This window comes from Streptomyces sp. NPDC111802 (genome assembly GCF_055634335.1).
Window position 1 is genome coordinate 32,545 of sequence record NZ_JBVKCZ010000045.1, and the last position, 23,034, is coordinate 55,578.

At 71.7% G+C, this 23,034-nt stretch carries 24 protein-coding genes and 1 pseudogene; 16 read left to right on the top strand and 9 right to left on the bottom strand.

The window, feature by feature from the left end:
• Positions 1-24 precede the first annotated feature (24 nt).
• From ACZ7NC_RS36175 to ACZ7NC_RS36200, 6 genes are all read left to right on the top strand, one after another.
• Positions 25-987, top strand: a complete 963-nt coding sequence (locus ACZ7NC_RS36175; RefSeq protein ID WP_471494788.1) for a sigma-70 family RNA polymerase sigma factor — start codon at positions 25-27, stop codon at positions 985-987.
• Positions 984-1,529, top strand: coding sequence for a TIGR03086 family metal-binding protein (locus ACZ7NC_RS36180; RefSeq protein WP_471494790.1), 546 nt, complete (start codon positions 984-986; stop codon positions 1,527-1,529). Before ACZ7NC_RS36175 ends, ACZ7NC_RS36180 begins: the two co-directional genes overlap by 4 nt.
• Before the next feature lie 54 nt (positions 1,530-1,583).
• Positions 1,584-3,002 carry an MFS transporter gene (locus ACZ7NC_RS36185; protein WP_471494792.1) on the top strand — a complete coding sequence of 473 codons (1,419 nt, stop codon included), beginning with the start codon at positions 1,584-1,586 and terminating at the stop codon, positions 3,000-3,002.
• A gap of 67 nt (positions 3,003-3,069) precedes the next feature.
• A complete protein-coding gene (locus ACZ7NC_RS36190) occupies positions 3,070-3,816 on the top strand; it encodes an NUDIX hydrolase (RefSeq protein WP_471494794.1) in 747 nt (248 codons plus the stop codon).
• A complete protein-coding gene (locus ACZ7NC_RS36195; RefSeq protein WP_471494796.1) occupies positions 3,813-4,835 on the top strand; it encodes an ADP-ribosylglycohydrolase family protein in 1,023 nt (340 codons plus the stop codon). Before ACZ7NC_RS36190 ends, ACZ7NC_RS36195 begins: the two co-directional genes overlap by 4 nt.
• Before the next feature lie 3 nt (positions 4,836-4,838).
• Positions 4,839-5,588 (top strand): nucleotidyltransferase domain-containing protein, encoded by a 750-nt coding sequence (locus ACZ7NC_RS36200; protein WP_471494798.1) that lies wholly within the window; start codon positions 4,839-4,841, stop codon positions 5,586-5,588.
• Here ACZ7NC_RS36200 and ACZ7NC_RS36205 read toward each other — a convergent pair.
• The 3 genes and pseudogenes from ACZ7NC_RS36205 to ACZ7NC_RS36215 all read right to left on the bottom strand — a co-directional run.
• On the bottom strand, positions 5,514-6,257 hold the full coding sequence (locus ACZ7NC_RS36205; protein ID WP_471494800.1) for a nucleotidyltransferase domain-containing protein: 744 nt from the start codon (positions 6,255-6,257) through the stop codon (positions 5,514-5,516). The two genes, ACZ7NC_RS36200 and ACZ7NC_RS36205, sit on opposite strands and share 75 nt — an antisense overlap.
• A 22-nt stretch (positions 6,258-6,279) precedes the next feature.
• Positions 6,280-6,723 (bottom strand): Rieske (2Fe-2S) protein, encoded by a 444-nt coding sequence (locus ACZ7NC_RS36210; protein ID WP_471494802.1) that lies wholly within the window; start codon positions 6,721-6,723, stop codon positions 6,280-6,282.
• Positions 6,720-6,986 (bottom strand): annotated as a pseudogene (locus ACZ7NC_RS36215) (DUF6529 family protein); the annotation flags it as partial. The gene ACZ7NC_RS36210 and the pseudogene ACZ7NC_RS36215, both read right to left, overlap by 4 nt.
• A gap of 121 nt (positions 6,987-7,107) precedes the next feature.
• Between ACZ7NC_RS36215 and aroH the strand changes: the two are divergent.
• From aroH to der, 5 genes are all read left to right on the top strand, one after another.
• Complete coding sequence (gene aroH / locus ACZ7NC_RS36220) at positions 7,108-7,470, top strand: chorismate mutase (protein ID WP_471494804.1); 363 nt, start codon at positions 7,108-7,110, stop codon at positions 7,468-7,470.
• Positions 7,467-8,552 (top strand): prephenate dehydrogenase, encoded by a 1,086-nt coding sequence (locus tag ACZ7NC_RS36225; protein WP_471494806.1) that lies wholly within the window; start codon positions 7,467-7,469, stop codon positions 8,550-8,552. Before aroH ends, ACZ7NC_RS36225 begins: the two co-directional genes overlap by 4 nt.
• 109 nt (positions 8,553-8,661) lie before the next feature.
• Positions 8,662-9,348, top strand: coding sequence for a (d)CMP kinase (cmk, locus tag ACZ7NC_RS36230; protein WP_471494808.1), 687 nt, complete (start codon positions 8,662-8,664; stop codon positions 9,346-9,348).
• Between the two features lie 53 nt (positions 9,349-9,401).
• Complete coding sequence (locus ACZ7NC_RS36235; protein ID WP_471494869.1) at positions 9,402-9,989, top strand: lysophospholipid acyltransferase family protein; 588 nt, start codon at positions 9,402-9,404, stop codon at positions 9,987-9,989.
• A gap of 79 nt (positions 9,990-10,068) precedes the next feature.
• A complete protein-coding gene (der, locus tag ACZ7NC_RS36240; protein WP_471494810.1) occupies positions 10,069-11,547 on the top strand; it encodes a ribosome biogenesis GTPase Der in 1,479 nt (492 codons plus the stop codon).
• Between the two features lie 51 nt (positions 11,548-11,598).
• Here the strand turns inward: der and ACZ7NC_RS36245 are convergent, their stop codons facing one another.
• Positions 11,599-11,949: a hypothetical protein gene (locus tag ACZ7NC_RS36245; protein WP_471494812.1), complete on the bottom strand. Its 351-nt coding sequence runs from the start codon at positions 11,947-11,949 to the stop codon at positions 11,599-11,601.
• A 158-nt stretch (positions 11,950-12,107) separates the two neighbouring features.
• Positions 12,108-12,890 (bottom strand): hypothetical protein, encoded by a 783-nt coding sequence (locus tag ACZ7NC_RS36250; RefSeq protein ID WP_471494814.1) that lies wholly within the window; start codon positions 12,888-12,890, stop codon positions 12,108-12,110.
• Between the two features lie 538 nt (positions 12,891-13,428).
• Here ACZ7NC_RS36250 and ACZ7NC_RS36255 point away from each other — a divergent pair.
• Together ACZ7NC_RS36255 and ACZ7NC_RS36260 are read left to right on the top strand one after the other, a co-directional pair.
• Entirely contained in the window at positions 13,429-14,100 is a 672-nt protein-coding gene (locus ACZ7NC_RS36255; protein WP_471494816.1) for a LysM peptidoglycan-binding domain-containing protein, read from the top strand.
• A gap of 217 nt (positions 14,101-14,317) precedes the next feature.
• Positions 14,318-14,749, top strand: a complete 432-nt coding sequence (locus ACZ7NC_RS36260; protein WP_471494871.1) for a transglycosylase family protein — start codon at positions 14,318-14,320, stop codon at positions 14,747-14,749.
• Here ACZ7NC_RS36260 and ACZ7NC_RS36265 read toward each other — a convergent pair.
• The 3 genes from ACZ7NC_RS36265 to ACZ7NC_RS36275 are packed head-to-tail and all read right to left on the bottom strand — an operon-like array spanning position 14,679 to position 18,507.
• Entirely contained in the window at positions 14,679-15,359 is a 681-nt protein-coding gene (locus ACZ7NC_RS36265; protein WP_471494818.1) for an ATP-binding cassette domain-containing protein, read from the bottom strand. The genes ACZ7NC_RS36260 and ACZ7NC_RS36265 overlap by 71 nt on opposite strands.
• Positions 15,356-18,031, bottom strand: a complete 2,676-nt coding sequence (locus tag ACZ7NC_RS36270) for an ABC transporter permease subunit (RefSeq protein WP_471494820.1) — start codon at positions 18,029-18,031, stop codon at positions 15,356-15,358. Before ACZ7NC_RS36270 ends, ACZ7NC_RS36265 begins: the two co-directional genes overlap by 4 nt.
• Positions 18,031-18,507, bottom strand: a complete 477-nt coding sequence (locus tag ACZ7NC_RS36275) for a hypothetical protein (protein WP_471494873.1) — start codon at positions 18,505-18,507, stop codon at positions 18,031-18,033. Before ACZ7NC_RS36275 ends, ACZ7NC_RS36270 begins: the two co-directional genes overlap by 1 nt.
• 156 nt (positions 18,508-18,663) lie before the next feature.
• Between ACZ7NC_RS36275 and ACZ7NC_RS36280 the strand changes: the two genes are divergently transcribed.
• From ACZ7NC_RS36280 to ACZ7NC_RS36290, 3 genes are all read left to right on the top strand, one after another.
• Complete coding sequence (locus ACZ7NC_RS36280) at positions 18,664-19,215, top strand: MTB12 C-terminal domain-containing protein (protein WP_471494822.1); 552 nt, start codon at positions 18,664-18,666, stop codon at positions 19,213-19,215.
• Complete coding sequence (locus tag ACZ7NC_RS36285; protein WP_471494824.1) at positions 19,190-20,485, top strand: ABC transporter substrate-binding protein; 1,296 nt, start codon at positions 19,190-19,192, stop codon at positions 20,483-20,485. The genes ACZ7NC_RS36280 and ACZ7NC_RS36285 overlap by 26 nt, the downstream gene beginning before the upstream one ends.
• 78 nt (positions 20,486-20,563) lie before the next feature.
• Complete coding sequence (locus ACZ7NC_RS36290) at positions 20,564-21,007, top strand: hypothetical protein (RefSeq protein WP_471494826.1); 444 nt, start codon at positions 20,564-20,566, stop codon at positions 21,005-21,007.
• Between the two features lie 17 nt (positions 21,008-21,024).
• Here the strand turns inward: ACZ7NC_RS36290 and ctaD are convergent, their stop codons facing one another.
• The gene (gene ctaD / locus ACZ7NC_RS36295; RefSeq protein WP_471494828.1) at positions 21,025-22,719 is read right to left on the bottom strand and encodes an aa3-type cytochrome oxidase subunit I; all 1,695 of its coding nucleotides are present in this window, start codon (positions 22,717-22,719) and stop codon (positions 21,025-21,027) included.
• Positions 22,720-23,034: the final 315 nt, after the last annotated feature.

Here is a 23,034-nt window from a genome sequence, read left to right on the forward strand (position 1 = left end):
GTATCCATGACGGAGGGAGCGGGGATGAGTGCCACCACTGTGGACCGCGACGAGTTCGTACGGCTGACCGATCCGTACCGGCGTGAGCTGCTCGCGCACTGCTACCGGATGCTGGGGTCGGTCGACGAGGCCGAGGATCTGGTGCAGGAGACGTATCTGCGGGCCTGGCGGTCCTACGACGGATACGAGGGCCGGGCGTCCCTGCGGACCTGGCTGCACCGGATCGCCACCAACACGTGTCTGACGGCACTGGAGGGCCGCGCGCGCCGTCCGCTGCCCACGGGGCTCGGCGGGCCCGCGGAGGCGCCTGAGGAGCCGCTGAGGGCCTCTGCCGGCGACGTCCCGTGGCTCCAGCCGCTGCCCGACGCGCTGGTCGACCCGGCGAGCGTCGTCGCCGCGCGGGGGAGTCTGCGCCTGGCGCTGGTCGCGGCCCTCCAGCAGCTGCCCGCGCGGCAGCGTGCCGTGCTGATCCTGCGGGACGTACTGGCGTGGCCGGCGCCCCAGGTGGCGTCGCTGCTCGGCACCTCCACGGCGGCCGTCAAGAGCAGCCTGCAACGCGCGCGTGCCCGCCTCGACGAGCTGGCGCCCGACGAGGACCTCGTCGAGGAGCCGGAGGGCGCCGCCGACCGCGAGGTGCTCGACCGGTACGTGGCCGCCTTCGAGAACGCCGACCTGGACACGCTGATCGGCCTCCTCCAGGACGGCGTCGAACTGGAGATGCCGCCGTACCTGGAGTGGTACAGCGGCAAGAAGGACGTGCTGCGGTTCCTTGAGGCGCGTGTGCACGAGAAGGGCACCCTGCGGATGCTGCGCACGCGCGCGAACGGGCAGCCGGCCGTCGCGATGTACGTACGCCAGGCGGACGGGGTCTACCGGGTGCACTCCCTACAGGTGCTGACCGTGGCGGAGGCGTCGGTGGCCCGGATCACCGCCTTCCTCGGCCCGGACGTGCTGGGCCGGTTCGGGATGCCGAAGGAGTTGCCGTGAACTCCGGGGAGCTGCTGGAGCGTTCGCTCGCCTATGCGCTGGGCAGCGTCGCCGAGGTCCGGGCCGTGGGCATGGGCCGGCGGACGCCGTGCGCCGAGTGGGACCTCGGGGAGCTGCTCGAGCATCTCGACGACTCGCTGGACGCGCTGTACGAGGGGCTGACGGGCGGCCGGATCGGCTTGTTCCCGCGGGCCGACCGGGCCTGTGGCTTCCGTACGCGCGCGTGCGCGCTGCTCGGCGCCTGGTCCGCCGGGCCGCCTCGGTCGGTGTCCGTGGGCGAACGGCCGCTGGACGTGCGGGTGATGGGAGCCGTGGGGGCGGTGGAGATCGCCGTGCACGGGTGGGACGTCGCCCAGGCCTGCGGCCGGCCCCGGCCCATCCCGGCCCCGCTCGCGGCCGAGCTGCTGAGCGTCGCCCGCTGTGTGGTCGCGGACGAAGACCGGGGGGTGCGGTTCGGCGCGCCCGTCGTCGTGCCGCCACGCGCGCGTGCCGACGTCCGGTTGCTGGCCTTCCTGGGCCGGCGCGATTCCTTTCCGGTGTGAGCCTGGTCTGCCTTCCGTGAGTGACCCCGTCGTGATCTCACGGAAGGCATCGTCATGACCGAGATCCTCAAAGCCCCTCTCCGCACACCACCACCCGCCGATCAGGCGCCGACCCGCCGCGGGTGGACCGTCGCCCTCGCCGGGCTCGGCGCACTGCTGTGCTCCCTCGACGTAGTGGTCGTGGCCACCGCGCTGCCCGCGCTGCGGGCCGACTTCGGGGCGAGCCTGTCCGAGCTGGAGTGGACGATCAACGCCTACAACCTGGTCTTCGCCTGTCTCACCCTGACCGGCGCGGCGCTCGGCGACCGGTTCGGGCGGCGGCGGATGTACGTCGTCGGCCTCGCCGTCTTCACGCTCGCCTCGGCCGCCGCCGCCCTCGCCCAGGGACCGGGCCAGCTCATCGGCGCGCGGGTGCTCCAGGGCGCCGGGGCCGCCGTACTGCTGCCGCTCACGCTGACCCTGATCAGCGAGGCGTTCCCGGCCGAGAAGCGCGGCGTCGCCATCGGGATGTGGGGCGGGGTCACCGGGCTGGGCGTGGCCGCCGGGCCGGTGCTGGGCGGCGCCGTCACCGAGGGGCTGTCCTGGCAGTGGATCTTCTGGTTGAACGTGCCCATCGGGCTCGCGATGCTGCCCCTCGCCGCCACGAAGCTGCGCGAGAGCTACGGAACGCGCCCCCAACTCGACCTGGTCGGGCTGGCGTTGGCGGCCGTGGGCCTGACAGGCCTGGCCTGGGCGCCGGTGCGGGCGCCCGAGGCGGGGTGGGGGAGCGTCGAGGTGCTGACCGCGCTGGCCGTCGGGATCGCGTTCGTCGCGGCCTTCCTGGGCTGGGAGCGGAAGGGGGCCCGCTATCCGATGCTGCCGCTGTCGCACTTCCGGCGGCGCGGCTTCTCGACCGCCAACGCCTCCGCCTTCCTCCTCTTCGCCTCGCTGCTCGGCGCGCTGTTCATGATCACGCAGCTTTTCCAACTCGGCCTCGGCTACTCCCCGCTGGAGGCGGGCGTCCGGATCCTGGTCTGGAACGCCACGCCTCTGCTGATCGCGCCCATCGCCGGGGCGCTCGCCGACCGGTTCGGGACCCGGCCGTTCATGTTCGGCGGCCTCGTGCTCCAGGCGACGGGCCTCGCCCTGCTGGCCTGGCTGGTCGAACCAGGCGTCGGATACGGCAGCCTCGTCGTCCCGCTGATCGTCGCCGGAGTCGGTATCTCCATGGTGTTCCCGAGCGTGGCCAACGCCGTGACCTCGTCCGTGCCGCTGGGCGACGCGGGCGTGGCGGCCGGCGTCAACAACGCGCTGCGTGAGCTGGGCGGCGTCTTCGGGGTCGCCGTCGCCGCGGCCGTGTTCACGACGTACGGCGGCTATGGCTCGCCGGAGGCGTTCATCGACGGAGCCGGCGCGGCGCTGTGGGTGAGCGCGGGCGCTGCGGCCGTCGGGGCCGCGGTGGCGGCGTACGCGCCCTCCCGCGGCCGTACGTAGACAGGGGGTTGCGGTGACATTCCCACCCTCTTTATAGTCGTACTGACTATTAAGGGGGTGGGTTCGCATGGCCGACGACAACGTGGCCCGCGGCAACGTGGACTACGACAAGTACGCCCATGAACCCTTCGCCGTCACCGCCGACCTCGCGGTCCTCACCGTCATCGACGGCGTCCTGCACGTCCTGCTCGTCGAGCGCGGACAGGAGCCGTACCTGGGGCACTGGGCGCTTCCTGGCGGCTTCGTGCAGCCGGACGAGTCGGCGGAGACCACGGCCCGGCGTGAACTCGCCGAGGAGACCGGCCTGTCGGACGTGTCGGGACTGCGTCTGGAGCAGCTGCGGACCTACAGCGAGCCCGACCGCGACCCCCGGATGCGGGTCGTGACGGTCGCCTTCACCGCGCTGCTGCCCCACCCTCCCGAACCGCACAGCGGCAGCGACGCGGCGCAGGCGCGCTGGGTGCCGTACGACAAGGCGGGGCCGCTCGCCTTCGACCACGACCGGATCCTGGCCGACGCCCATGACCGCGTCGGCGCCAAGCTCGAGTACACCTGTCTCGCCACCGCCTTCTGCCCGCCCGAGTTCACGCTCGGCGAGCTCCAGCAGGTCTACGAGACGGTGTGGGGCACCGCCCTCGACCGGCCCAACTTCCGCCGCAAGGTGCTCGCCACGCCGGGCTTCGTCGAGCCCGTCCCCGGCGCCGCCCGGCTCACCGGCGGCCGCGGAAAACCGGCCGCGCTGTACCGCGCCGGCACCGCCACCGCCCTCCACCCGCCCCTGCTGCGGCCCACCCCGGAAGGACGCCCCGCATGACCACGACCACCGTCCGCAAGCGCGCCGCCACCGGCTCCCTGCTCGGCCTCGCCCTCGGGGACGCGCTCGGCTTCCCCACCGAGTTCAACGATGTGCCGTCGATCCTGGCCAAGTGCGGCCCGTGGCGCGAGATGGAACTGCCGACGCCGGCCATCGTCACCGACGACACGCAGATGACGCTGGCGTTGGGGAAGGGGCTGCGCACGGCGATGGACCGGGGCGTGCTCGGTCCGAAGCGGCTGGAGCGGCCGGTGCGGGAGGAGTTCGTCGACTGGTACCAGTCACCGGAGAACAACCGGGCGCCGGGCCGGACCTGTCTGGTCGCCTGCAATCTGCTCAAGGACGAGAGCAGGGTCTGGCAGGACGCCAGTCAGATCGGCTCCAAGGGCTGCGGCGCCAACATGCGCGTCGCGCCGATCGGGCTCATCCCCGGCCTCAGCGACGAACAGCGGGCGGGCGCCGCCCAGTTGCAGTCCGCGCTCACCCACGGGCACCCGACGGCGCTCGCCGCGTCCGACCTGACCGCGCACGCCGTACGCCTGCTCGCGCAGGGCGCCGAGCCGACCGGCCTGGTCGGGCTGCTGCGGTCGTACGCCTATGAGAACCGCACCCACTACCACGAGCGCTGGCTCGGCGACCTGTGGACCCGAAGCCAGGACCCTTCCGCCGAGCACTTCATCGCGCGGGGCTGGGACGAGTGCCTGGAGATCCTGGACCGCCTTCAGCAGGCCGTGCGCGCTGTCTCTCCCGAGACCGACCCCTGTCTGTCGACGGGCGAGGGCTGGATCGCGGAGGAGGCCATGGCGACCGGGCTGCTGTGCTTCCTGTGGTTCGTCGACGAGCCGCTGACGGCTCTGCGGCGGGCCGCCTGCACCGCCGGGGACTCGGACTCGATCGCCTGTCTTGCCGGGGCCTTCGCGGGCGCCTACCTCGGCGCGGACGCCTGGCCGACCGAGTGGGCGGACCGGATCGAGTACCGGGGGGACCTGCTGACCCTCGGAGCGCTCTGGGACGCTTGAGCGATGATCGACGCCCTGGACATCGACCTCGCGCCCGTCGTCGCCGAGCAGCCCGATCCGGTGCTCTTCGCGACCGTCTCCGGCGCGCATCTCTACGGCTTCCCGTCGCGCGACTCGGACGTGGACCTGCGCGGAGTGCACCTGCTGCCGGCCGCCGACCTCGTCGGGCTGCGGGAGCCGCAGGAGACACGGTCGCGGATGTGGGTGCGGGACGGCGTCGAGATGGACCTCGTCACGCACGACCTGCGCAAATTCGTACGGCTGATGCTGCGCCGCAACGGCTATGTGCTGGAGCAGCTGCTGTCGCCGCTCGTCGTGCACACCACGGACGCCCACCGGGAGCTGGCCGAGCTGGCGCCCGGCGTGCTCACCGGTCACCATGCCCACCACTACCGGGGGTTCGCGAACACACAGTGGCGGCTGTTCGAGAAGACCGGGGAGCTCAAGCCGCTGCTCTACACCTTCCGGGTCCTGCTCACCGGCATCCATCTGATGCGCAGCGGTGAGGTGCAGCCGCATCTGCCGACGTTGATCGGGGAGGTCGACGCCCCCGGCTATCTGCCGGAGCTGATCGCGGCGAAGGCGGAGCGGGAGCACGGGGACGCCGACGTCGAGCACGCGCGCGTGGCGGCCGACGTGGAGCGGCTGCACGGCGCGCTCGACGAGGCGCAGGCGGCCTCAGCCCTGCCCGACGCCCCGCGCGGATACGACGCCCTGCACTCCTTCGTCGTACGGACCCGGCTGGAGAGCTGAGGCGCGGCGGACGCGGATCAGGAAGTCCTCGACCCGGCGGCGGTCCGGCTCGGCCGGGAGCGGGCTGCGGGCGGCGGCCTCCTCCGCCTCGCTCGCCAGGCGCGTCATCCGGGACTCCACCTCGCGCCACGGCACCTCGCCCCGCTTGACCTCCAGCAGCGACTCGCGCCGGTCGCCCACGTCGATGGTCAGGCGACCGGTGTCCAGCAGGTCCCGGGCGCTCGCGAGGAGGCGCAGGAGATGCATCGCGTGCTTCCAGCGCGGGGCGCCGTGGAGGCGGATGTCGGCCTCCAGCTTCTTGCGCTGGCCCAGCGCGTAGCGCGTGAACGTCTCGTGGGCGCGGCGGGACAGGAACGCCTCGCGCACTGCGACGAGCTCGCGGCCGGTGGCGTCGATGTGCTCCACGAGGGGCGAGTGCAGGCACTCCAGGATGTTCGGGTTGGCGCGCAGGGCCAGTTCGCAGAAGCGTTCCAGCTCCCAGCTGAACTGCTCCGGAAGCGGGCCCTCGACATGCGTCGGCGGCTTGTCGAGGCGCCAGAAGAGGGGCGTGGGGGCGAGGAACACGCCCCGGCGGTCGGTGTCGCTCCCGTCCGTCGCCAGACCGAAGGCGCGCGAGCCCATCACACAGGCGTAGATCGTGTGTTCGCGTACCAGGGTCTCGGCGTGCATGCCCCGGAGCGTACGCGGCCGGTCACACCAGGCGGATCGAATTTCCCTCCACGATGATCTTCTCCTCGGGCAGCGGTTGCGTCGCCGGAGGGTTGGCCACCGAGCCGTCCGTGATGTTGAACTTGCTGCCGTGGCAAGGGCAGTTGATCGTCCCGTCCGAGACACTGCCGACCGTGCAGTGCTGATGCGTGCAGATGGCGGAGAAGGCCTTGAACTCGCCCTGCTGCGGCTGGGTCACCACGACCTTCTCGTCCTTGAAGATCGTGCCGCCGCCCACCGGGATGTCGGAGGTGCCGGCCAGCTCCTTGCCCTCCTTGGTCTCCTTGCCGGTCTGGCCGTCCTGGCCGGGGGAGGTGGTGGCGGTCGACGTCGAGTCGCCGTTGCCGCCGGAATCGCCGCAGCCCGCGACGAGCGCCGTCGCGCCCGTGGCGAGGAGGATTGTGCGCCGCGTCGGACCGTGGGTCATGTCGTGACTCCGAAAGTGCGGAAGAACCAGAGGGCGGAGGTCAGCCAGATGATGGTGAGAGCGGTGAGAACCAGCCCGCCGACGATCGGCACCAGCCAGCCGGGAACGCGCTCCGAGCGGAGCAGCAGCATTTTTGCACTGAAAGCGCCCAGGAAGAAGCAACCCAGGACGGAGTGCAGGAAAACGCGCATGTCGTACGTCTGGTGGCCCAGCGCGTACAGGCGGTGCACCGCCACGGGCACGGAGACCAGAAGCCGACCGCGCGGGGGCCGGCCGTCTCAGCGGGCGGGCGACGTACGTCCGCCGCACGTGGGCTGACTAGGCTGGACCGTCGTAGAGCCGATCCGTACATCAGCGATCCGTACATCAGCAAGGAGCAGCGCCGTGGCGGTACGAGCGGTCCGGGGGGCCGTCCAACTGGAGCGGGACGAAGCCGGCCACATGGACGAGCAGGTCGGGGCCCTGCTCACCGCGATCCTGGAGCGCAACGACCTCACCGCGGACGACCTGATCAGCGTCTGGTTCACGGCCACACCCGATCTGCACAGCGACTTCCCGGCGGCCGCGGCCCGCAAGCTCGGCATCGTCGACGTTCCGCTGATCTGCGCCCAGGAACTCGACATCGCGGGCGCCATGCCGCGGGTCGTACGCGTCCTCGCGCACATCGAGTCCGACCGGCCCCGCGCCGACGTCGCGCATGTCTACCTCGGCGCCGCGGCCGCCCTGCGCAAGGACATCGCCCAGTGAGAACCGCACTCGTCATCGGCACCGGCCTCATCGGCACCTCCGCCGCCCTCGCCCTGTCCCAGCGGGGCGTCGTCGTGCACCTCGCCGACCACGACCCCGAGCAGGCCCGTACGGCGGCCGCGCTCGGCGCCGGCACCGACGAGGCCCCGGACGGGCCCGTCGACCTCGCGATCGTGGCCGCCCCGCCCGCGCATGTGGCCGCGGTGCTCGCCGACGCCGTGCGCCGGGGCGTGGCCCGCGGCTACCTCGACGTGGCCAGCGTCAAGGGCGGACCGCGCCGTGAGCTGGAGGCGCTCGGGCTCGACCTGTCGTCGTACATCGGCACGCACCCCATGTCGGGCCGCGAGAAGTCCGGGCCGCTGGCCGCCACCGGCGACCTCTTCGAGGGCCGGCCCTGGGTGCTCACGCCCACCCGCGACACCGACACCGAGGTGCTGAACCTCGCCCTGGAGCTGGTCTCGCACTGCCGTGCGGTGCCGGTGGTGATGGACGCCGACGCCCACGACCGCGCGGTCGCCCTGGTGTCCCACATGCCGCATCTGATGTCCAGCATGGTCGCCGCGCGCCTGCAGAGCGCCGAGGAGACGGCCGTACGGCTGTGTGGCCAGGGCATTCGGGACGTGACCCGGATCGCCGCCTCCGATCCGGGGATGTGGATCGACATCCTCTCCGCGAACCCCGGGCCCGTCGCCGACCTGCTCACCGATGTCGCCGCCGACCTGGAGGAGACGGTGCGCGCGCTGCGGGCGCTGCAGTCGTCCGACGAGGCCAAGCGGGTCGAGGGCACGGCCGGGATCGAGGACGTGCTGCGGCGCGGGAACGCCGGCCAGGTGCGGGTACCCGGCAAGCACGGTGCCGCTCCGCGGGCCTACGAGGTCGTCGCCGTGCTCATCGACGACCAGCCGGGCCAGCTGGCGCGGATCTTCGCGGACGCCGGACGGGCCGGCGTCAACATCGAGGACGTGCGGATCGAGCACGCCACGGGCCAGCAGGCCGGTCTGGTCCAGCTGATGGTGGAGCCCAAGGCGGCGCCGGTTCTGTCGGCGTCGTTGCGGGAGCGGGGCTGGGCGATCCGGCAGTAGGGCGCCGAGCGGCGCGCGGCCGGACGAGTGACGCGCACCCAGTAACCTTGTGCGGGGCACATTCGCGCCCCGCCCATCCCGACACACCGCACCAGGAAGGTGTCCTCCCGTGGAAAACGGTGCCGCCAAGCCCGTGATTGTCGCCATCGACGGCCCCTCCGGCACGGGCAAGTCGAGCACGTCGAAGGCCGTCGCCGCGCAGCTCGGGCTGAGCTACCTCGACACCGGCGCCCAGTACCGGGCGATCACCTGGTGGATGGTGAGCAACGGGATCGACATCGAGGACCCCACCGCGATCGCCGCGGTCGCCGGCAAGCCCGAGATCATCTCCGGCACCGACCCGGCCGACCCGACGATCAGCGTCGACGGCACCGACGTGTCCGCCCCGATCCGCACCCAGGAGGTCACCTCCAAGGTCAGCGCGGTCAGCGCGGTGCCCGAGGTGCGTACGCGGATCACCGAGCTGCAGCGCTCGCTGGCGACCTCCGCCGAGTACGGCATCGTCGTCGAGGGCCGCGACATCGGTACGACCGTGCTGCCCGACGCCGACCTGAAGATCTTCCTCACCGCCTCGCCGGAGGCCCGCGCCGCCCGTCGCAGCGGTGAGCTGAAGGGTGCCGACGTCAACGCCACCCGTGAGGCCCTGATCAAGCGTGACGCGGCCGACTCCAGCCGCAAGACCTCGCCGCTGGCCAAGGCGGCCGACGCGGTCGAGGTGGACACCACCGAGCTCACGCTGCAGCAGGTCATCGAGTGCGTCGTCACCCTCGTCGAGGAGAAGCGAGCCGCGAAGTGAGCCATTCGTCCGAGCGGGGCGCGGACATCGGGCGGCGCATCGGCGTCTCCCTGATGTACGGGCTGTGGCGCCCGCGGGTCCTGGGTGCCTGGAAGGTGCCCGCGGCCGGTCCGGTGATCTTCGCGGTGAACCACAGCCACAACATCGACGGGCCGATGGTGATGGGCGTGTCGCCCCGGCCCGTGCACTTCCTGATCAAGAAGGAAGCCTTCATCGGCCCGCTCGACCCCTTCCTGACCGGCATCGGCCAGCTGAAGGTGGACCGTCACGCGGCCGACCGCACGGCCATCACACAGGCGCTCGACGTGCTGTCGCACGGCGGTGTCCTGGGGATATTTCCCGAGGGCACCCGAGGCGAGGGCGACTTCGCCGCGCTGCGCGCGGGGCTCGCCTACTTCGCGGTGCGCAGCGGCGCGCCGATCGTCCCGGTCGCCGTGATGGGAAGTTCCGAGAAGCCGGGACGGTTGATAAAGGCGCTGCCCCCGCTGCGACACCGCGTCGACGTCGTCTTCGGCGACCCCTTCGAGGCGGGCGACGGCAGCGGCCGGCGTACCCGCACGGCGCTGGACGAGGCGACCGAGCACATCCAGAAGCAGCTCACCGAGCACCTGGAAATCTCCAAGCGGCTGACCGGCCGCTAGGCGACACTGAGTAGTGGATCAGCCGGGAAAAACCGGATGTTCCACCGATCACCACGATGAACGACGAGGTACGGACTTCATGAACGACCACATCCACTCCGAGGGCTCGGGCGAAGAGCACGACCACGGAGAGCTTGGCGATGCCGAGTACGCGGAGTTCATGGAGCTCGCCGCGGAAGAGGGCTTCGACCTCGATGACGTCGAGGGTGCCATCGAGGCGGCCGGTCACGGCCCGCTGCCGGTGCTCGCCGTCGTCGGCCGGCCGAATGTCGGCAAGTCGACTCTCGTCAACCGCATCATCAGGCGCCGCGAGGCCGTCGTCGAGGACAAGCCGGGCGTCACCCGTGACCGTGTGACCTACGAGGCCGAGTGGGCGGGCCGCCGCTTCAAGGTCGTCGACACCGGCGGCTGGGAGCAGGACGTCTTCGGTATCGACGCCTCCGTGGCCGCGCAGGCCGAGTTCGCGATCGAAGCCGCTGACGCCGTGGTGTTCGTCGTCGACGCCAAGGTCGGCGCCACCGACACCGACGAAGCCGTCGTACGACTGCTGCGCAAGGCCGGCAAGCCCGTGGTGCTGTGCGCCAACAAGGTCGACGGACCCAGCGGCGAGGCGGACGCCGCGTACCTGTGGTCGCTGGGCCTCGGTGAGCCGTACCCGGTCTCGGCCCTGCACGGCCGTGGCACCGGCGACATGCTGGACGCCGTCCTGGAGGCGCTCCCCGAGGCGCCGCGCGAGGCCTTCGGCGGGGGCGGCATCGGCGGCCCGCGCCGTATCGCGCTGATCGGCCGCCCGAACGTCGGCAAGTCCTCCCTGCTGAACAAGGTGGCCGGTGAGGAGCGCGTCGTCGTCAACGAAATGGCCGGCACCACCCGTGACCCCGTCGACGAGCTCATCGAACTGGGCGGCGTGACCTGGAAGTTCGTCGACACGGCGGGCATCCGCAAGCGCGTCCACCTCCAGCAGGGCGCCGACTACTACGCCTCGCTGCGCACCGCGGCCGCCGTCGAGAAGGCCGAGGTCGCCGTCGTCCTGATCGACGCCACCGACAGCATCTCGGTGCAGGACCAGCGCATCGTCACGATGGCCGTGGAGGCGGGCCGTGCGATGGTGATCGCCTACAACAAGTGGGACACCCTCGACGAGGAGCGCCGCTACTACCTGGAGCGGGAGATCGAGACCGAGTTCGGCCAGGTCGCGTGGGCGCCCCGGGTGAATGTCTCGGCGCGCACCGGGCGGCACATGGAGAAGCTGGTCCCGGCGATCGAGACGGCCCTCGCGGGCTGGGAGACCCGGGTCCCGACCGGCCGGCTGAACGCCTTCCTCGGCGAGCTGGTCGCCGCCCACCCGCACCCGATCCGAGGCGGCAAGCAGCCCCGCATCCTGTTCGGCACCCAGGCCGGCACCAAGCCTCCGCGGTTCGTGCTGTTCGCCTCCGGCTTCATCGAGGCGGGCTACCGGCGCTTCATCGAGCGCCGGCTGCGCGAGGAGTTCGGCTTCGAGGGGACGCCGATCCACATCTCGGTGCGGGTGCGCGAGAAGCGCGGCAAGAAGAAGTGACGAACACGACGTGGGGGCGGCCCGTCACCGGGCCGCCCCCACGTCGTGTGCTCAGCCTCTGCGCGCCGGCGGCAGCGCGGCCGGGACATGGTGCATGCCCGAGCCCTGTGGGCCGATATGCCCGACGCGCTGCCACTGCGGCTGCTGACCGCCGCTGTGGCGGGCGCTGTGCGCCCCCGCGCTGTAGGCGCTGTACGAGCTGCTGAACGACCCCGGACGATGGCCGCCGTACGAGCCCGTACTGCGCTGGATGCTCCCGAAGGCGACGAACCCGAGCTCCTCCTCACCGCTGCGATCACCCGGCAGCGAACGGAAGGACTTGACGTACTCGGCGTAGAGCGCGTCGTAGATAGGCGTGGGCGAGGGACCGCCCTGATGGCGGGGAACGTCGTATGCATGCACGTATGTCCAAACGACCCGGCACCGGAAGAGATGCGGCTGGGTAACGCCCCAAAGCGGCGCGCGGCCGCATCGATGGGCGGCTCCGCCGCGTGGGCGCGACCGGGCACACCTGACCCGCGGCCGCCGAACGACGCGCGGCCCCCGCTGAACAGGCGCCGTCAGGTCCCCGCGAGCGGCAGCGCCGCGGCGACCAACTTCCCGTTCGCCGCAGCCTTGTCCAGCGCGTCCCGCAGCAGGTCCTCCCGGGGCTGGCGCCCGATGGAACCCACCGGCGCGGCGAACATCAGTACCTGCTGGTGCTTGTTGGCCGCCGCCCGCCACCCGTCCGTCACCAGCAGCGGCTGATGCGCCTGCCACCACGCGACCGGCTGCCCGCCGTTCGTGCCCGGCTGCAGTACCGCGTGCAGCTGGCCCATCGCCAGCAGCACGGACCAGCCGTGCAGCACCGGCGGCACATCGGCCAGTTCGGTCACCGGCATGAACCCCTGTTCGATGAGCAGCGGCAGGAAGTCGTCCCCGGCGCCGATCGCGCCGGGCCGCACGATGGGCCCGGTCGGCTCGACGACCAGGGCGGGGTGCAACTCCCCGGCGATCAGCACCAGTCCGCTGGTCACGCCGAGCACGGCCTGCTCCGGCACGATGCTGTCCGGCTCCAGGTCGACCGTGTCGCCGCTGATGGACTTCACCGCGCCCTTCAGCTGCTCCTCGGTGACCTGGACGACCTGCGAGGGCAGACAGGTGGCGTGGGCGAAGGCGAGGACGGCGGTCTCGTCCCCGATGAACAGGACGGTGCTGGTGCGCTCCTGTTCGGAGTCGCCCGGGGTGCGGCAGGACGTGCAGTCGTAACTGCCGGGGGCGTTCTCTCCGGCGAGCAGCCGGTCGGCTTCCTCGTCGCCGATCTCGGCACGTACCTCGTCGCTGACATCGAGCATGCGCGGCACGGGTGGCTCCTCGGGATCTGGTGCGTGGTGGGGCCGGGTGGCTCCCGGCCCGTGAACCGGGCGGGTCCCGGGCTCATGAAGATGACAACGGACGATCTGTGGCGGGAGTCACGCACCACGGCGAACGGAATCGAACCATCCGACGCGCACCGTCACCTCCCGTGCGGAATCGCCTACTCACCGTCAACTCGCAGGAGTTCCAAGGAAGTTGATTGCGTGGGCTATGTCACACATCGTCAGGACCTGTGGTCGACAAATCCTGAAATCAGCGAATGAAGTGGGTGGCCGAAAATCGCTGATACCGAAGGTAACGGCGAACTGGCCTGGAATGACAAGTAGTTGGTTGATACCTCACGGCCCGTGTCCCTACATTCCTCCGCCGTGTGCAACGAGCACCGCCCGGGTACGTCCGCCGACCGCACCAGCCAGCTCGCAGAACGACCTTCCGGCGGACGGGGCGAGCGCGACCTGAGCGCCCGATGGCGTGTCAAGTCGCGCTCCGCCTTGGGGGACCCCGGGTCCTTCGAGAGGGATCTACATGTCCGAATGTGCCGATAACACTCACGACAACGCTCGCAAGACGGCGAAGGCTCCGCACCGGAGCCAGACTCGTACGACGGTGGTCCTCGCCGGGGCGGCACTGCTCGCCCCGCTCGGACTGCTGGCCGCGACCGGCAACGCCGCAGCGGCGGACAGTGGAGTGTGGGACCGCATCGCACAGTGCGAGAGCGGCGGCAACTGGCACATCAACACCGGCAACGGCTACTACGGCGGGCTGCAGTTCTCCGCCTCCACCTGGCGCGCGTACGGCGGTACGGCCTACGCGCCGACGGCGGACCAGGCCACCAGGACCCAGCAGATCGCTGTGGCCACCAAGGTCCAGCGCGCCCAGGGATGGGGCGCGTGGCCGACCTGTTCGGCCCGGGCCGGGGCGAACGGCGGCGCACCCGCCGCTCCCGACACCGGCGCGCAGGCCCCCGCCGCCAAGGCGGCCCCGGCTCCGGCGACTCCCTCGCGGACGCCGCAGCGTTCGTCGGAGCACACGACCCGCGACTCGTCCCGCGGTGACCTCACCGTCCGTGAGGGCGACACGCTGAGCGGCATCGCCGCCCGGCACGGGACCACCTGGCGGCAGCTGTACGCCGCCAACAAGTCCGTCATCGGCGGCGATCCCGACCTGATCGTTCCCGGGCTGCGCCTCGAACTCTGAGCACCCTCCAGGGGCCCCGCCCGGTCCGCCGACCGGGTGGGGCCCCCGCGGCCCTCGGACGCGCCGCGCAGGACGACGGCAATCAGCTGCCTAGCGTGCTCATATGAAATACGCACCGCTCACGATCGCCGTCGCCGCTGCCCTGTTGACCTCCGTCACCCCGGGCCCGGCGCACGCGCACGCCATGCACGCGCCCCAGGTGGCGCATGTGGAACATATGTCCGGACCACCGCCCAAACCCGCGTCCCTGTCCTGTGCCAAACGCCATTGGCCCTGGAGCTGTGTCGCCAAGTGCGAGAGTGGCGGCGATTGGCACATCAACACCGGCAACGGGCACTACGGAGGGCTTCAGTTCTCCCAGCCCACCTGGGAGGGCTTCGGCGGGCGGAAGTACGCCCCGCGCGCGGATCTCGCCACCCGCAAGGAGCAGATCGACATCGCCCGGAAGGTGGTGGCCGTACAGGGCTGGGGGGCCTGGCCGCACTGCTCCAGGCGGTACGGGCTCAAGGGCCGCATGAAGTTGGAGAAGCCCAGCCGTCCCCAGTCCGCGAAGCCCAGGCTGAACGGCGCTGTGCTGCTCATGCCCAGGAGGTCGATCCGGTTGGGCGCGCCGCTGCCCGGCGCTCGTACTCGCCCGCCTCTCCGCTGAACACGACCGCGCCACGCCGCAGTTCGTGAACGAGTGCCGCCCGGCCCCGCAGGACGGGCGGCAGTCGTTGCTCGGCGACGATCACGCACGCGTCCAGCCCGCTCAGCAACTCGTACGTACGGGCCGCCACAGCGGGTGACATGCCCTGCGCGGGCTCGTCCACGAGCACGACACGCGCGCGTGCCAGCAGAGCGCGGGAGAGGGCGAGCATGCGTTGCTCACCGCCGGACAGGGTGCCGGCACGGCGTGCCAGGAGACGTTCCAGGCGCGGGTAGGCGTCGAGGGCGACGTCGTACGACGGGGCCGCGAGTTCGAGGTTCTCGCGCACGGTGAGGGAGCCGAACACCGCCTGCCGCTCGGGGACCAGGCACAGCCCGCGCCGGGCCCGCTCGTGGGCGGGCACCCGGGTGATGTCGACGCTGTCCCACACCACCGCGCCGCCCGACAGCCGCACCGTGCCCGCCAGGGCGCGCAGAACCGTCGTACGGCCGGATCCGTTGCGGCCCAGCAGAACGGTCAGGCCGGGGCCGTGGGCCGCGATCGTGATGCCGTGGAGGGCTTCCAGGGGGCCGTAACGCACGCGCGCGTGGCGCAGGGAGATCGTGGTCATGCGGGGGTCTCCTCGGCGCCTGTCGCATCGAGTACGCGGTCGGGTGGGCCGGAGGCGACGACGCGGCCCGCCGCCATGACGTGCACGGTGTCGGCGAGGTCGGCGACCAGGTCGAGGTCGTGCTCGACGACGAGCAGCGCCATGCCGTCCGCGGCCAGGGCCTTCAGGACCCGGGTCAGTGCGATGACTTCGGCCGTGTCGAGACCGGCGGCCGGTTCGTCGAGCAGCAGGACGCGGGGGCCGCCCGCGAGGGCCCGGGCCAACTCCACACGCCGCAGCGTGCCGGTGGGCAGGCCTGCGGCGGGCAGAGAGCGTACGGGGCCGTCCAGGCCCAGCAGTCTCAAGGATCGTTCCACCGCCGCCGGGTCCTGGAGGCGGCCCTGTTCGGCGCCTACGCGGACGTTCTCGGCCACGGTCAACGAGGGGAAGACCGCAAGCTGCTGGAAGGTGCGTGCGATGCCGAGGCGGGTGCGGGCGTGGGCGGACTGGCGGGTGATGTCGCGGGGGCCGAGGAGGACTTGGCCGTGGGTGGGGCGGTGGGTGCCGGCCAGGCAGTGGAAGAGGGTGCTCTTTCCCGCGCCGTTGGGGCCGATGATCGCGGTGATGCGGCCTGGGGGGACGGTGAGGGTGATCTCTTCGAGGGCGGTGAATCGGTCGTAGCGGGCCTGGAGGTGGCGGGTCGTCAGTGTGGGTGTGGGTGCGGGTGGGCGTGGCCGTCGTGGGGGCTCAGCGCCGTCGGCGGTCGCGGCGGTCCGGGGGCGTGCCTGGCGCGATGCCGTCAGGCCCGCCAGGAGTGGTTGAGGCGTGGCTGCTCGCTCTGCCGGGCGCAGTCGCCCCCGTACCCGCGCGCCCAGCGGCGTCAGCGTCGCCCCCCGCCGAGTCCGCAGCCTCTCCGTCGCCGCCCGCACCGCCTCGTACGGCCCCCCGGGGAACCGCCCCACCAGCACCGCCAGCACCCCGATCAGCGCCGCCGCCACGCCGCCCCGGGCGCCCGCGTCGAGGCCGACCAGAAGGGCCGCGGCGGCCAGGGCGCCCAGGGTGCTGTCGGCGCCCAGGACCACCACCGCGGCGAACCAGAGGAGGCCGCGGACCGGGTCGTAGGCGGCGGGGTCGAAGGCGCGCAGGCCCATGCCGAGCATGCCGCCGCCGAGGGCGGCCAGGGCGGCGCCCGAGACGAAGGCCAGCAGCTTGAGGGAGGGCACCTGGACGCCCGCCGCCGACGCCCCGGACTCGTGGTCCCGCATCGCGGCCAGGGCCCGGCCCGTGCGGCCCCGGCGCAGCAGCCAGGTCGTCAGCAGGGCGGCCGCCAGCAGACAGAGCTCCAGGACGTAGTACGCGCGGTCGCCCTCGAAGCCCGCCGGGCGCCCAAGGGACAGCCCCGAGATCGCGTACGGCTGGGCGAAGACGAAGCGGCTCACGCCGACGCCGACCGCGAAGGTGGCCAGCGCGAGCGCCAGGCCCCGGCGGCTGATCGCCGGCCAGCCCGTGAGGAGGCCCAAGGAAGCCACCAGGACGACCGCCAGCGCCAGTGCCGCGAGCTCCGGCAGGCGGGGCAGGCCCGGGAAGCCGCCCGCGGCCAGCAGGGCCGTGAACAGGGCGCCCAGGCCCGCGTACGCCGCCTGCCCGAGCGAGATCTGGCCGCCGCGGCCCGTGACGACGACCAGGGAAAGCAGCACCACGCCCAGCGCCGGCACCTGCACCGACGTATGCAGGTCCGAGCCCGCGAAGCCCAGGGGCAGCAGAAAGAGGACGGCTGCCACGATCCAGGCGCCCGGAGGGGTCGGCACGCGCGCGGTGGCCGTGCGGGGGAGGGCGTCCCGGGTGCCGACGCGGGGGAGTGCCAGGGCCGCGATCAGCAGGGCGACGACGAAGAGGTTCGTGCTCACGGCCTGCAACAGGGGCGCGCCCCAGCCCGACGGGTGCAGGCGCGTCAGCTGGCTCTGGGCGACCGCGATCGTCAGCGCCGCCAGCACCGCGATCGGAAGGCTGCGCATGCGGGCCGCCACCGCGACCGCGACCACCTCCATGACCAGCAGCGGCATGCCGTACGGGTCCAGGCGCACGTACGGCGCCAGCAGTACGCCCGTCAGACCCGCGGTGAACGAGCCGAACGCCCAGCCCGCCGCCGCGACCCGGTCCGCGTCGATGCCCCCGAGGACCGCCAGCTCCCGGTCGTCGACCACGGCCCGCAGCTCCCGGCCGAAACGCGTCCAGCGGATCACCGCGCCCACCCCGGCCGCCAGCAGCAGCGCCACCGACAGCTGGCCCCAGGGGTCCGCCGGCACCAGCTCCGGAGCGTCGTCCCGGGCGCCCTGGCCCCACAGCAGCGCCGCCCCGCCCACCAGCAGCACGAACACCCCGATGGACGCCACCAGGGTCTGCGCCGGGTCGCCGCCGAGGACCGACAACGGTCGGAAGACGAATCGTTCCAGCGTCATCCCGACGGCCGGTGCGAGGACCAGCAGCGTCACCGTCGCGCCCGCCCACAGCGGCCAGCCCCACTCCACCACGCACTGGCGCAGCACATACGCGCACACCATCGCGATCGCCCCGTGCGCGAAGTTCAGCACGCCGGTCGCGCGGTACGTCACGACCAGACCGATCCCGGTGAGCGCGGCGGCGCTGCCGACCGAGAGGCCGGCCAGGGTGAGGTCGTACGTAAGCGAGGCCATCAGTCATCCGCTTCGGCGGGTTCACAGATCGGGCACGGGCCCAGTTCGCCGCTGCGCACCAGCTTCGCGTCGACGGGGACGGCCTCCACCTTCCCGGCGACCAGTGGGCAGTCCGCCCGGTGCCAGAGGGTGCCGCCGGGCACCATCAGCAGCTCCCCGCTGACCGCCAGGGGCGCCGCGGCCGACCGCCCGGACTCCTCGGCGTCGGAGGGCTCGGCGGCGACCAGAAGGCCGTACAGCTCCTCCACGCGCGCGGCGGCGAGCGCGCTCCGGCCGTGGGTCAGCAGCACCGCCCCGGCGATGATCAGGGCGGCGCCGGGGACCGTGCAGGACGCGAGATACGGCAGCTGCCGCTCGGCGAACCGCTCGCCGGAGACGCCGTACCAGCCGATGACGCACAGCACCGCGCCCGCGGCGAGCGCGGCCCAGCCGGCCCAGAGGACGGGGTGCACGGTCCGCAGTCGGGCTGTCCGCATCGCCGGCTCCCACATGTCGGGTTCGAGCGCACGCACATCGGCATTCTGCGCATGTGCCTGTCCATGTCAGCCAATGGCTTGCACTATGCCTCCTGCAAGCTGACCCTGAAAGCACCGGGCGCACACGGCCCGGATCGACACCCGGTGGTGAGCCAGATGGTTCTCGGGAGCGACCTCAGGCGGCGCAACGCGCACAGGGGGCGGGGGAGGGTGCTGGCGGCCGCCCTGCTCCTCTGTCTCGCCCCGGCCTTCGTGGCCTGCAGCGACGACGAGGGAGGCGGCGGCAACGAGACACCGCCGACCCCGACCGCCGAGCGGACCGAGCAGTCGCCGGCCGCGACCGCGCCCGCGGACGTCGGGGCGGCCGAGACGGAGATCAAGCAGAACTGGCAGAAGTTCTTCGACCCGGACACCGCCCTGAAGGACAAGCAGGCCGTCCTGGAGAACGGCGACCGGCTGGCGCCGGTCCTCGACGCGTTCAGCGGTGACGAGCGCGGCGGGCAGGTCCAGGCTCAGGTCTCCAAGATCGAGTTCACCTCGCCGACCGAGGCGAACGTGACCTACGACCTCACCCTCAAGGGCGCCACCGCCCTCCCGGACGCCTCCGGAACGGCCGTCGAACAGGACGGCACCTGGAAGGTGTCCGCCAAGACCCTGTGCGCGCTGGTCCAGTTGAGCGGCAATGGGTCGCCGATCCCGGGGTGCTGAGGCGGCGATCGCCGTGCTGGTCCTGGCTCTGAGTACGGCGTGCGGCAGCCGGCTGCCCGAGAGCGACTTCGAACACCGCGACCGGGGCCCGACCGCCGAACCGCCCGCGGATCGCACCCCGGTCCGCGTCGGCGTCATCACCAGCGCCACCAGTCCTGTCGGCGGCAACGCCTTCACCGGCCCGCGCGACGGCGCCAAGGCGTACTTCGACCGCCTCAACGCGCGCGGCGGCATCGACGGCCGCCGCGTCGAGGTGCACCTGTGCGACGACGGCGGCAGCGGCGTCGGCAACAACGAGTGCGTGCACAAGCTGATCGACGAGGACCACGTCGTCGCCCTGGTCGCCACCACCGCCCTGGACTACGCGGGCGCCTCACGCGTCTCACGCGCACGCGTGCCCGACATCGGCGGCCAGCCCATCGGATCCGCCTACGACACCTGGCCGCACCTGTACGGCATCTACGGCAGCCTCGCGCCCCGCGACGGCACCACCGGCTGGGACGGCAAGCAGTACGGCGGTACCGAGGTCTACCGTTACTTCAAGCGCGAGCACGGCGCCCGTACGGCCGCCGTCGTCTCGTACAACCAGCCCGCGTCCGCCGCCTACGCCCGCCTCGTCGAGCGGGGGCTGAAGGCCGAGGGCTACAAGGTGGTCACCGAGCAGGTCGACTTCGCGCTGCCCAACTTCCGCGCGGCGGCGGCCGATCTGAAGGAGCAGGGCGCCGACCTCGTCTTCGACGCCATCGACACCCACGGCAACGCCCGGCTGTGCGCGGCGATGGACGACGTCGGCGCCGAGGTCACCGCCAAGGTCACGAACGTACAGAACTGGACGTCCACCGTCGCCGAGGACTACAAGGACGCCCCGCGCTGCCGCAACGCCCTGTGGGCGACCGGCTCGTCCCGCAACTACCAGGACACCGGCCAGGACGCCGTACGGGAGTTCAGGGACGCCACGAAGGGCCTTGAGACGCACTCCCAGTGGCAGCTGGAGGGCTGGGCGGCGGCGATGTGGTTCACGGACGCGGCGAAGGCGTGCGCCGGACAGGGCGTCACGCGCGCGTGCGTCGACGACCACATGAACCGCAGCCGGGGATACACCGCCGACGGGCTGCTGCTCCCCGTCACGTTCGAGCGGCTGCCGGAGCCGCCGAAGAGCCGCCGGACCTGTCTGTCGGTGGCCCGCTGGGAGGACGGCCGGGGCTGGGTCTCCCAGACGGACATGAACGACTCGTGCTTCGAAGTGCCGCAGCTGTCGTACCAGCCTTGAGACGCAACCAAAAGGCCGCGTCGCCGGTCCAACCGACAGAGCCCACAGAGCCGACAGCCGAGGGAGGAACCGCAGCGCATGACGCCCGTGCCGCAGACCGCACCACTGCGCGCCGACTGCATCGCGGATTCGGCCGGCGGGCTGACCTTCGACGTCACGGCGGCCGGGGCCACCGATGAGGCCCACTTGGTGCTGCGCCACCGCGAAGGCCGCGAGGAGGTCAGCCTTCCGTTGACCCCGGCCGCGCGTGGCCATCTGCGCGCCGCACTCCCCAGCAGCGTCGCGCTGCCGGAGGGCCACTGGGACGCGTACGCGCGCGTGACGGAGGGCGAACCGCACCGTTTGGCACCGGGCGCGATGGAGGTCCACATCCTCGCCTCCCGAGTCCCGTACGAGACCCGACAGGGCAACCTGAGCGTCGTGTGCCGGTTAGCGGCAACACCCTTAGGGGCGCGGGGAACTGCGCGATCAACCACGACGAGCCCGCACCCGCCCGCAAGATCCGCACCCCCGAGCCATTAGGCGACCGGTGGCGGCGATCAGGACTGCTCAGGGCCGGCTTGCTCGCTCTTCGGCTCGGGCTGCGGAGCCTCCAGCGCGTGGTCCGGGTGATGCAGATCGAACGCCGGGGACTCGGAGCGGATCTTCGGCAGGGTCGTGAAGTTGTGCCGCGGGGGCGGGCATGAGGTGGCCCACTCCAGGGAGCGGCCGTAGCCCCAGGGGTCGTCGACCTCGACCTTCTTGCCGTACTTGGCGGTCTTCCAGACGTTGTAGAGGAACGGCAGCGTCGACAGGCCGAGCAGGAACGCGCCGATCGTCGAGACCGTGTTCAGCGCCGTGAAGCCGTCGGCGGCGAGATAGTCGGCGTACCTGCGGGGCATGCCCTCCGCGCCGAGCCAGTGCTGCACCAGGAACGTGGTGTGGAAGCCGATGAACAGCGTCCAGAAGTGGATCTTGCCGAGCCGTTCGTCGAGCATCTTCCCGGTGAACTTGGGCCACCAGAAGTGGAAGCCGGCGAAGATCGCGAAGACGACCGTGCCGAAGACGACGTAGTGGAAGTGGGCCACGACGAAGTACGAGTCGGAGACATGGAAGTCCATCGGCGGTGACGCAAGGATCACCCCGGTCAGACCGCCGAACAGGAACGTCACCAGGAAGCCCGTCGCCCACAGCATCGGGGTCTCGAAGGACAGCGAGCCCTTGATCATGGTCCCGGTCCAGTTGAAGAACTTCACGCCCGTCGGCACCGCGATCAGGAAGCTCATGAACGAGAAGAACGGCAGCAGCACCGCGCCCGTGACGAACATGTGGTGCGCCCACACCACGATCGACAGACCGGTGATCGCCATCGTCGCCCCGACCAGCGTCAGATAGCCGAAGATCGGCTTGCGGCTGAAGACCGGGATGATCTCCGTGATGATGCCGAAGAACGGCAGCGCGATGATGTACACCTCGGGATGCCCGAAGAACCAGAACAGGTGCTGCCACAGCAGTGCACCGCCGTTGCCCGCCTCGAACACCACCGAGCCGAACCGGCGGTCCGCCTCCAGCACCAGCAGCGCGGCCGCCAGCACCGGGAACGCCATCAGGATCAGGATCGATGTGAACAGGGTGTTCCACACGAAGATCGGCATCCGGAACATCGTCATGCCGGGGGCGCGCATCCCGATGATCGTGGTGATGAAGTTGACCGCGCCCAGGATCGTGCCGAACCCGGCCAGCGCCAGTCCCATGATCCACAGGTCGGGACCGACGCCGGGGGAGCGCTCCAGGCTGTTGAGCGGCGCGTAGGCGAACCAGCCGAAGGCGGCCGGCCCGTCCGGCACGATCAGCGAGCCCATCACGATCAGGCCGCCGAACAGGAACAGCCAGTACGAGAACATGTTCAGCCGTGGGAAGGCCACGTCCGGGGCGCCGATCTGCAGCGGCATCAGCTCGTTGGCGAAGCCCGCGAAGGTCGGGGTCGCGAACAGCAGCAGCATGATCGTGCCGTGCATGGTGAACAGCTGGTTGAACTGCTCGTTGCTCAGCATCTGCATACCGGGCCGGGCCAGCTCGGCCCGCATCAACAGGGCCATGACACCGCCGGCCAGGAAGAACCCGAACGAGGTGATCAGGTAGAGATGGCCGATCTTCTTGTGGTCGGTGGTGGTCAGCCAGTCGACGACCACACGGCCGCCCGGTGGCCTGCTACGCATGGGCCGTGCCGTCGCCTGTACGGTCTGCGTCCGCATCGCTCGCTCGCCCCTTCGCTCGTCGCGTCCCGGGCCCGCTGAAGCCCGCGTCGCACGCGCCGACGCGAGCTCACGCCATGATGCTCGCGTCGGCGGCGCTCCGACAGAGGGCGTACGGAGGTTCTGTGGTGGAACCATGTACTTCCTGTGCGGCACCGGCTCCCGTGGCCCGCGCGGAATCGAGGGGAAAAGGGGTCCGGAGGCAGTTTCTCGGGAACTTTTGCGCCAGGCCGTCGGGCCCGTCGTCACGACACGCGGGAATTGCGATCGAATGCCTGCGAAAGGCTCAGAGAATCCCCCGTCCGTGTGACGGTC

What these genes read in the sequence shown, in the direction of transcription:
- ACZ7NC_RS36175 (WP_471494788.1), top strand. Translation starts at nt 25, where the DNA reads ATGAGTGCCACCACTGTGGACCGCGACGAGTTCGTACGGCTGACCGAT.
- ACZ7NC_RS36185 (WP_471494792.1), top strand. Translation starts at nt 1,584, where the DNA reads ATGACCGAGATCCTCAAAGCCCCTCTCCGCACACCACCACCCGCCGAT.
- ACZ7NC_RS36190 (WP_471494794.1), top strand. Translation starts at nt 3,070, where the DNA reads ATGGCCGACGACAACGTGGCCCGCGGCAACGTGGACTACGACAAGTAC.
- ACZ7NC_RS36195 (WP_471494796.1), top strand. Translation starts at nt 3,813, where the DNA reads ATGACCACGACCACCGTCCGCAAGCGCGCCGCCACCGGCTCCCTGCTC.
- ACZ7NC_RS36200 (WP_471494798.1), top strand. Translation starts at nt 4,839, where the DNA reads ATGATCGACGCCCTGGACATCGACCTCGCGCCCGTCGTCGCCGAGCAG.
- ACZ7NC_RS36205 (WP_471494800.1), bottom strand. Translation starts at nt 6,257, where the DNA reads ATGCACGCCGAGACCCTGGTACGCGAACACACGATCTACGCCTGTGTG.
- ACZ7NC_RS36210 (WP_471494802.1), bottom strand. Translation starts at nt 6,723, where the DNA reads ATGACCCACGGTCCGACGCGGCGCACAATCCTCCTCGCCACGGGCGCG.
- ACZ7NC_RS36235 (WP_471494869.1), top strand. Translation starts at nt 9,402, where the DNA reads ATGTACGGGCTGTGGCGCCCGCGGGTCCTGGGTGCCTGGAAGGTGCCC.
- der (WP_471494810.1), top strand. Translation starts at nt 10,069, where the DNA reads ATGAACGACCACATCCACTCCGAGGGCTCGGGCGAAGAGCACGACCAC.
- ACZ7NC_RS36255 (WP_471494816.1), top strand. Translation starts at nt 13,429, where the DNA reads ATGTCCGAATGTGCCGATAACACTCACGACAACGCTCGCAAGACGGCG.
- ACZ7NC_RS36260 (WP_471494871.1), top strand. Translation starts at nt 14,318, where the DNA reads ATGTCCGGACCACCGCCCAAACCCGCGTCCCTGTCCTGTGCCAAACGC.
- ACZ7NC_RS36265 (WP_471494818.1), bottom strand. Translation starts at nt 15,359, where the DNA reads ATGACCACGATCTCCCTGCGCCACGCGCGCGTGCGTTACGGCCCCCTG.
- ACZ7NC_RS36270 (WP_471494820.1), bottom strand. Translation starts at nt 18,031, where the DNA reads ATGGCCTCGCTTACGTACGACCTCACCCTGGCCGGCCTCTCGGTCGGC.
- ACZ7NC_RS36275 (WP_471494873.1), bottom strand. Translation starts at nt 18,507, where the DNA reads ATGCGGACAGCCCGACTGCGGACCGTGCACCCCGTCCTCTGGGCCGGC.
- ACZ7NC_RS36280 (WP_471494822.1), top strand. Translation starts at nt 18,664, where the DNA reads ATGGTTCTCGGGAGCGACCTCAGGCGGCGCAACGCGCACAGGGGGCGG.
- ACZ7NC_RS36285 (WP_471494824.1), top strand. Translation starts at nt 19,190, where the DNA reads ATGGGTCGCCGATCCCGGGGTGCTGAGGCGGCGATCGCCGTGCTGGTC.
- ACZ7NC_RS36290 (WP_471494826.1), top strand. Translation starts at nt 20,564, where the DNA reads ATGACGCCCGTGCCGCAGACCGCACCACTGCGCGCCGACTGCATCGCG.
- ctaD (WP_471494828.1), bottom strand. Translation starts at nt 22,719, where the DNA reads ATGCGGACGCAGACCGTACAGGCGACGGCACGGCCCATGCGTAGCAGG.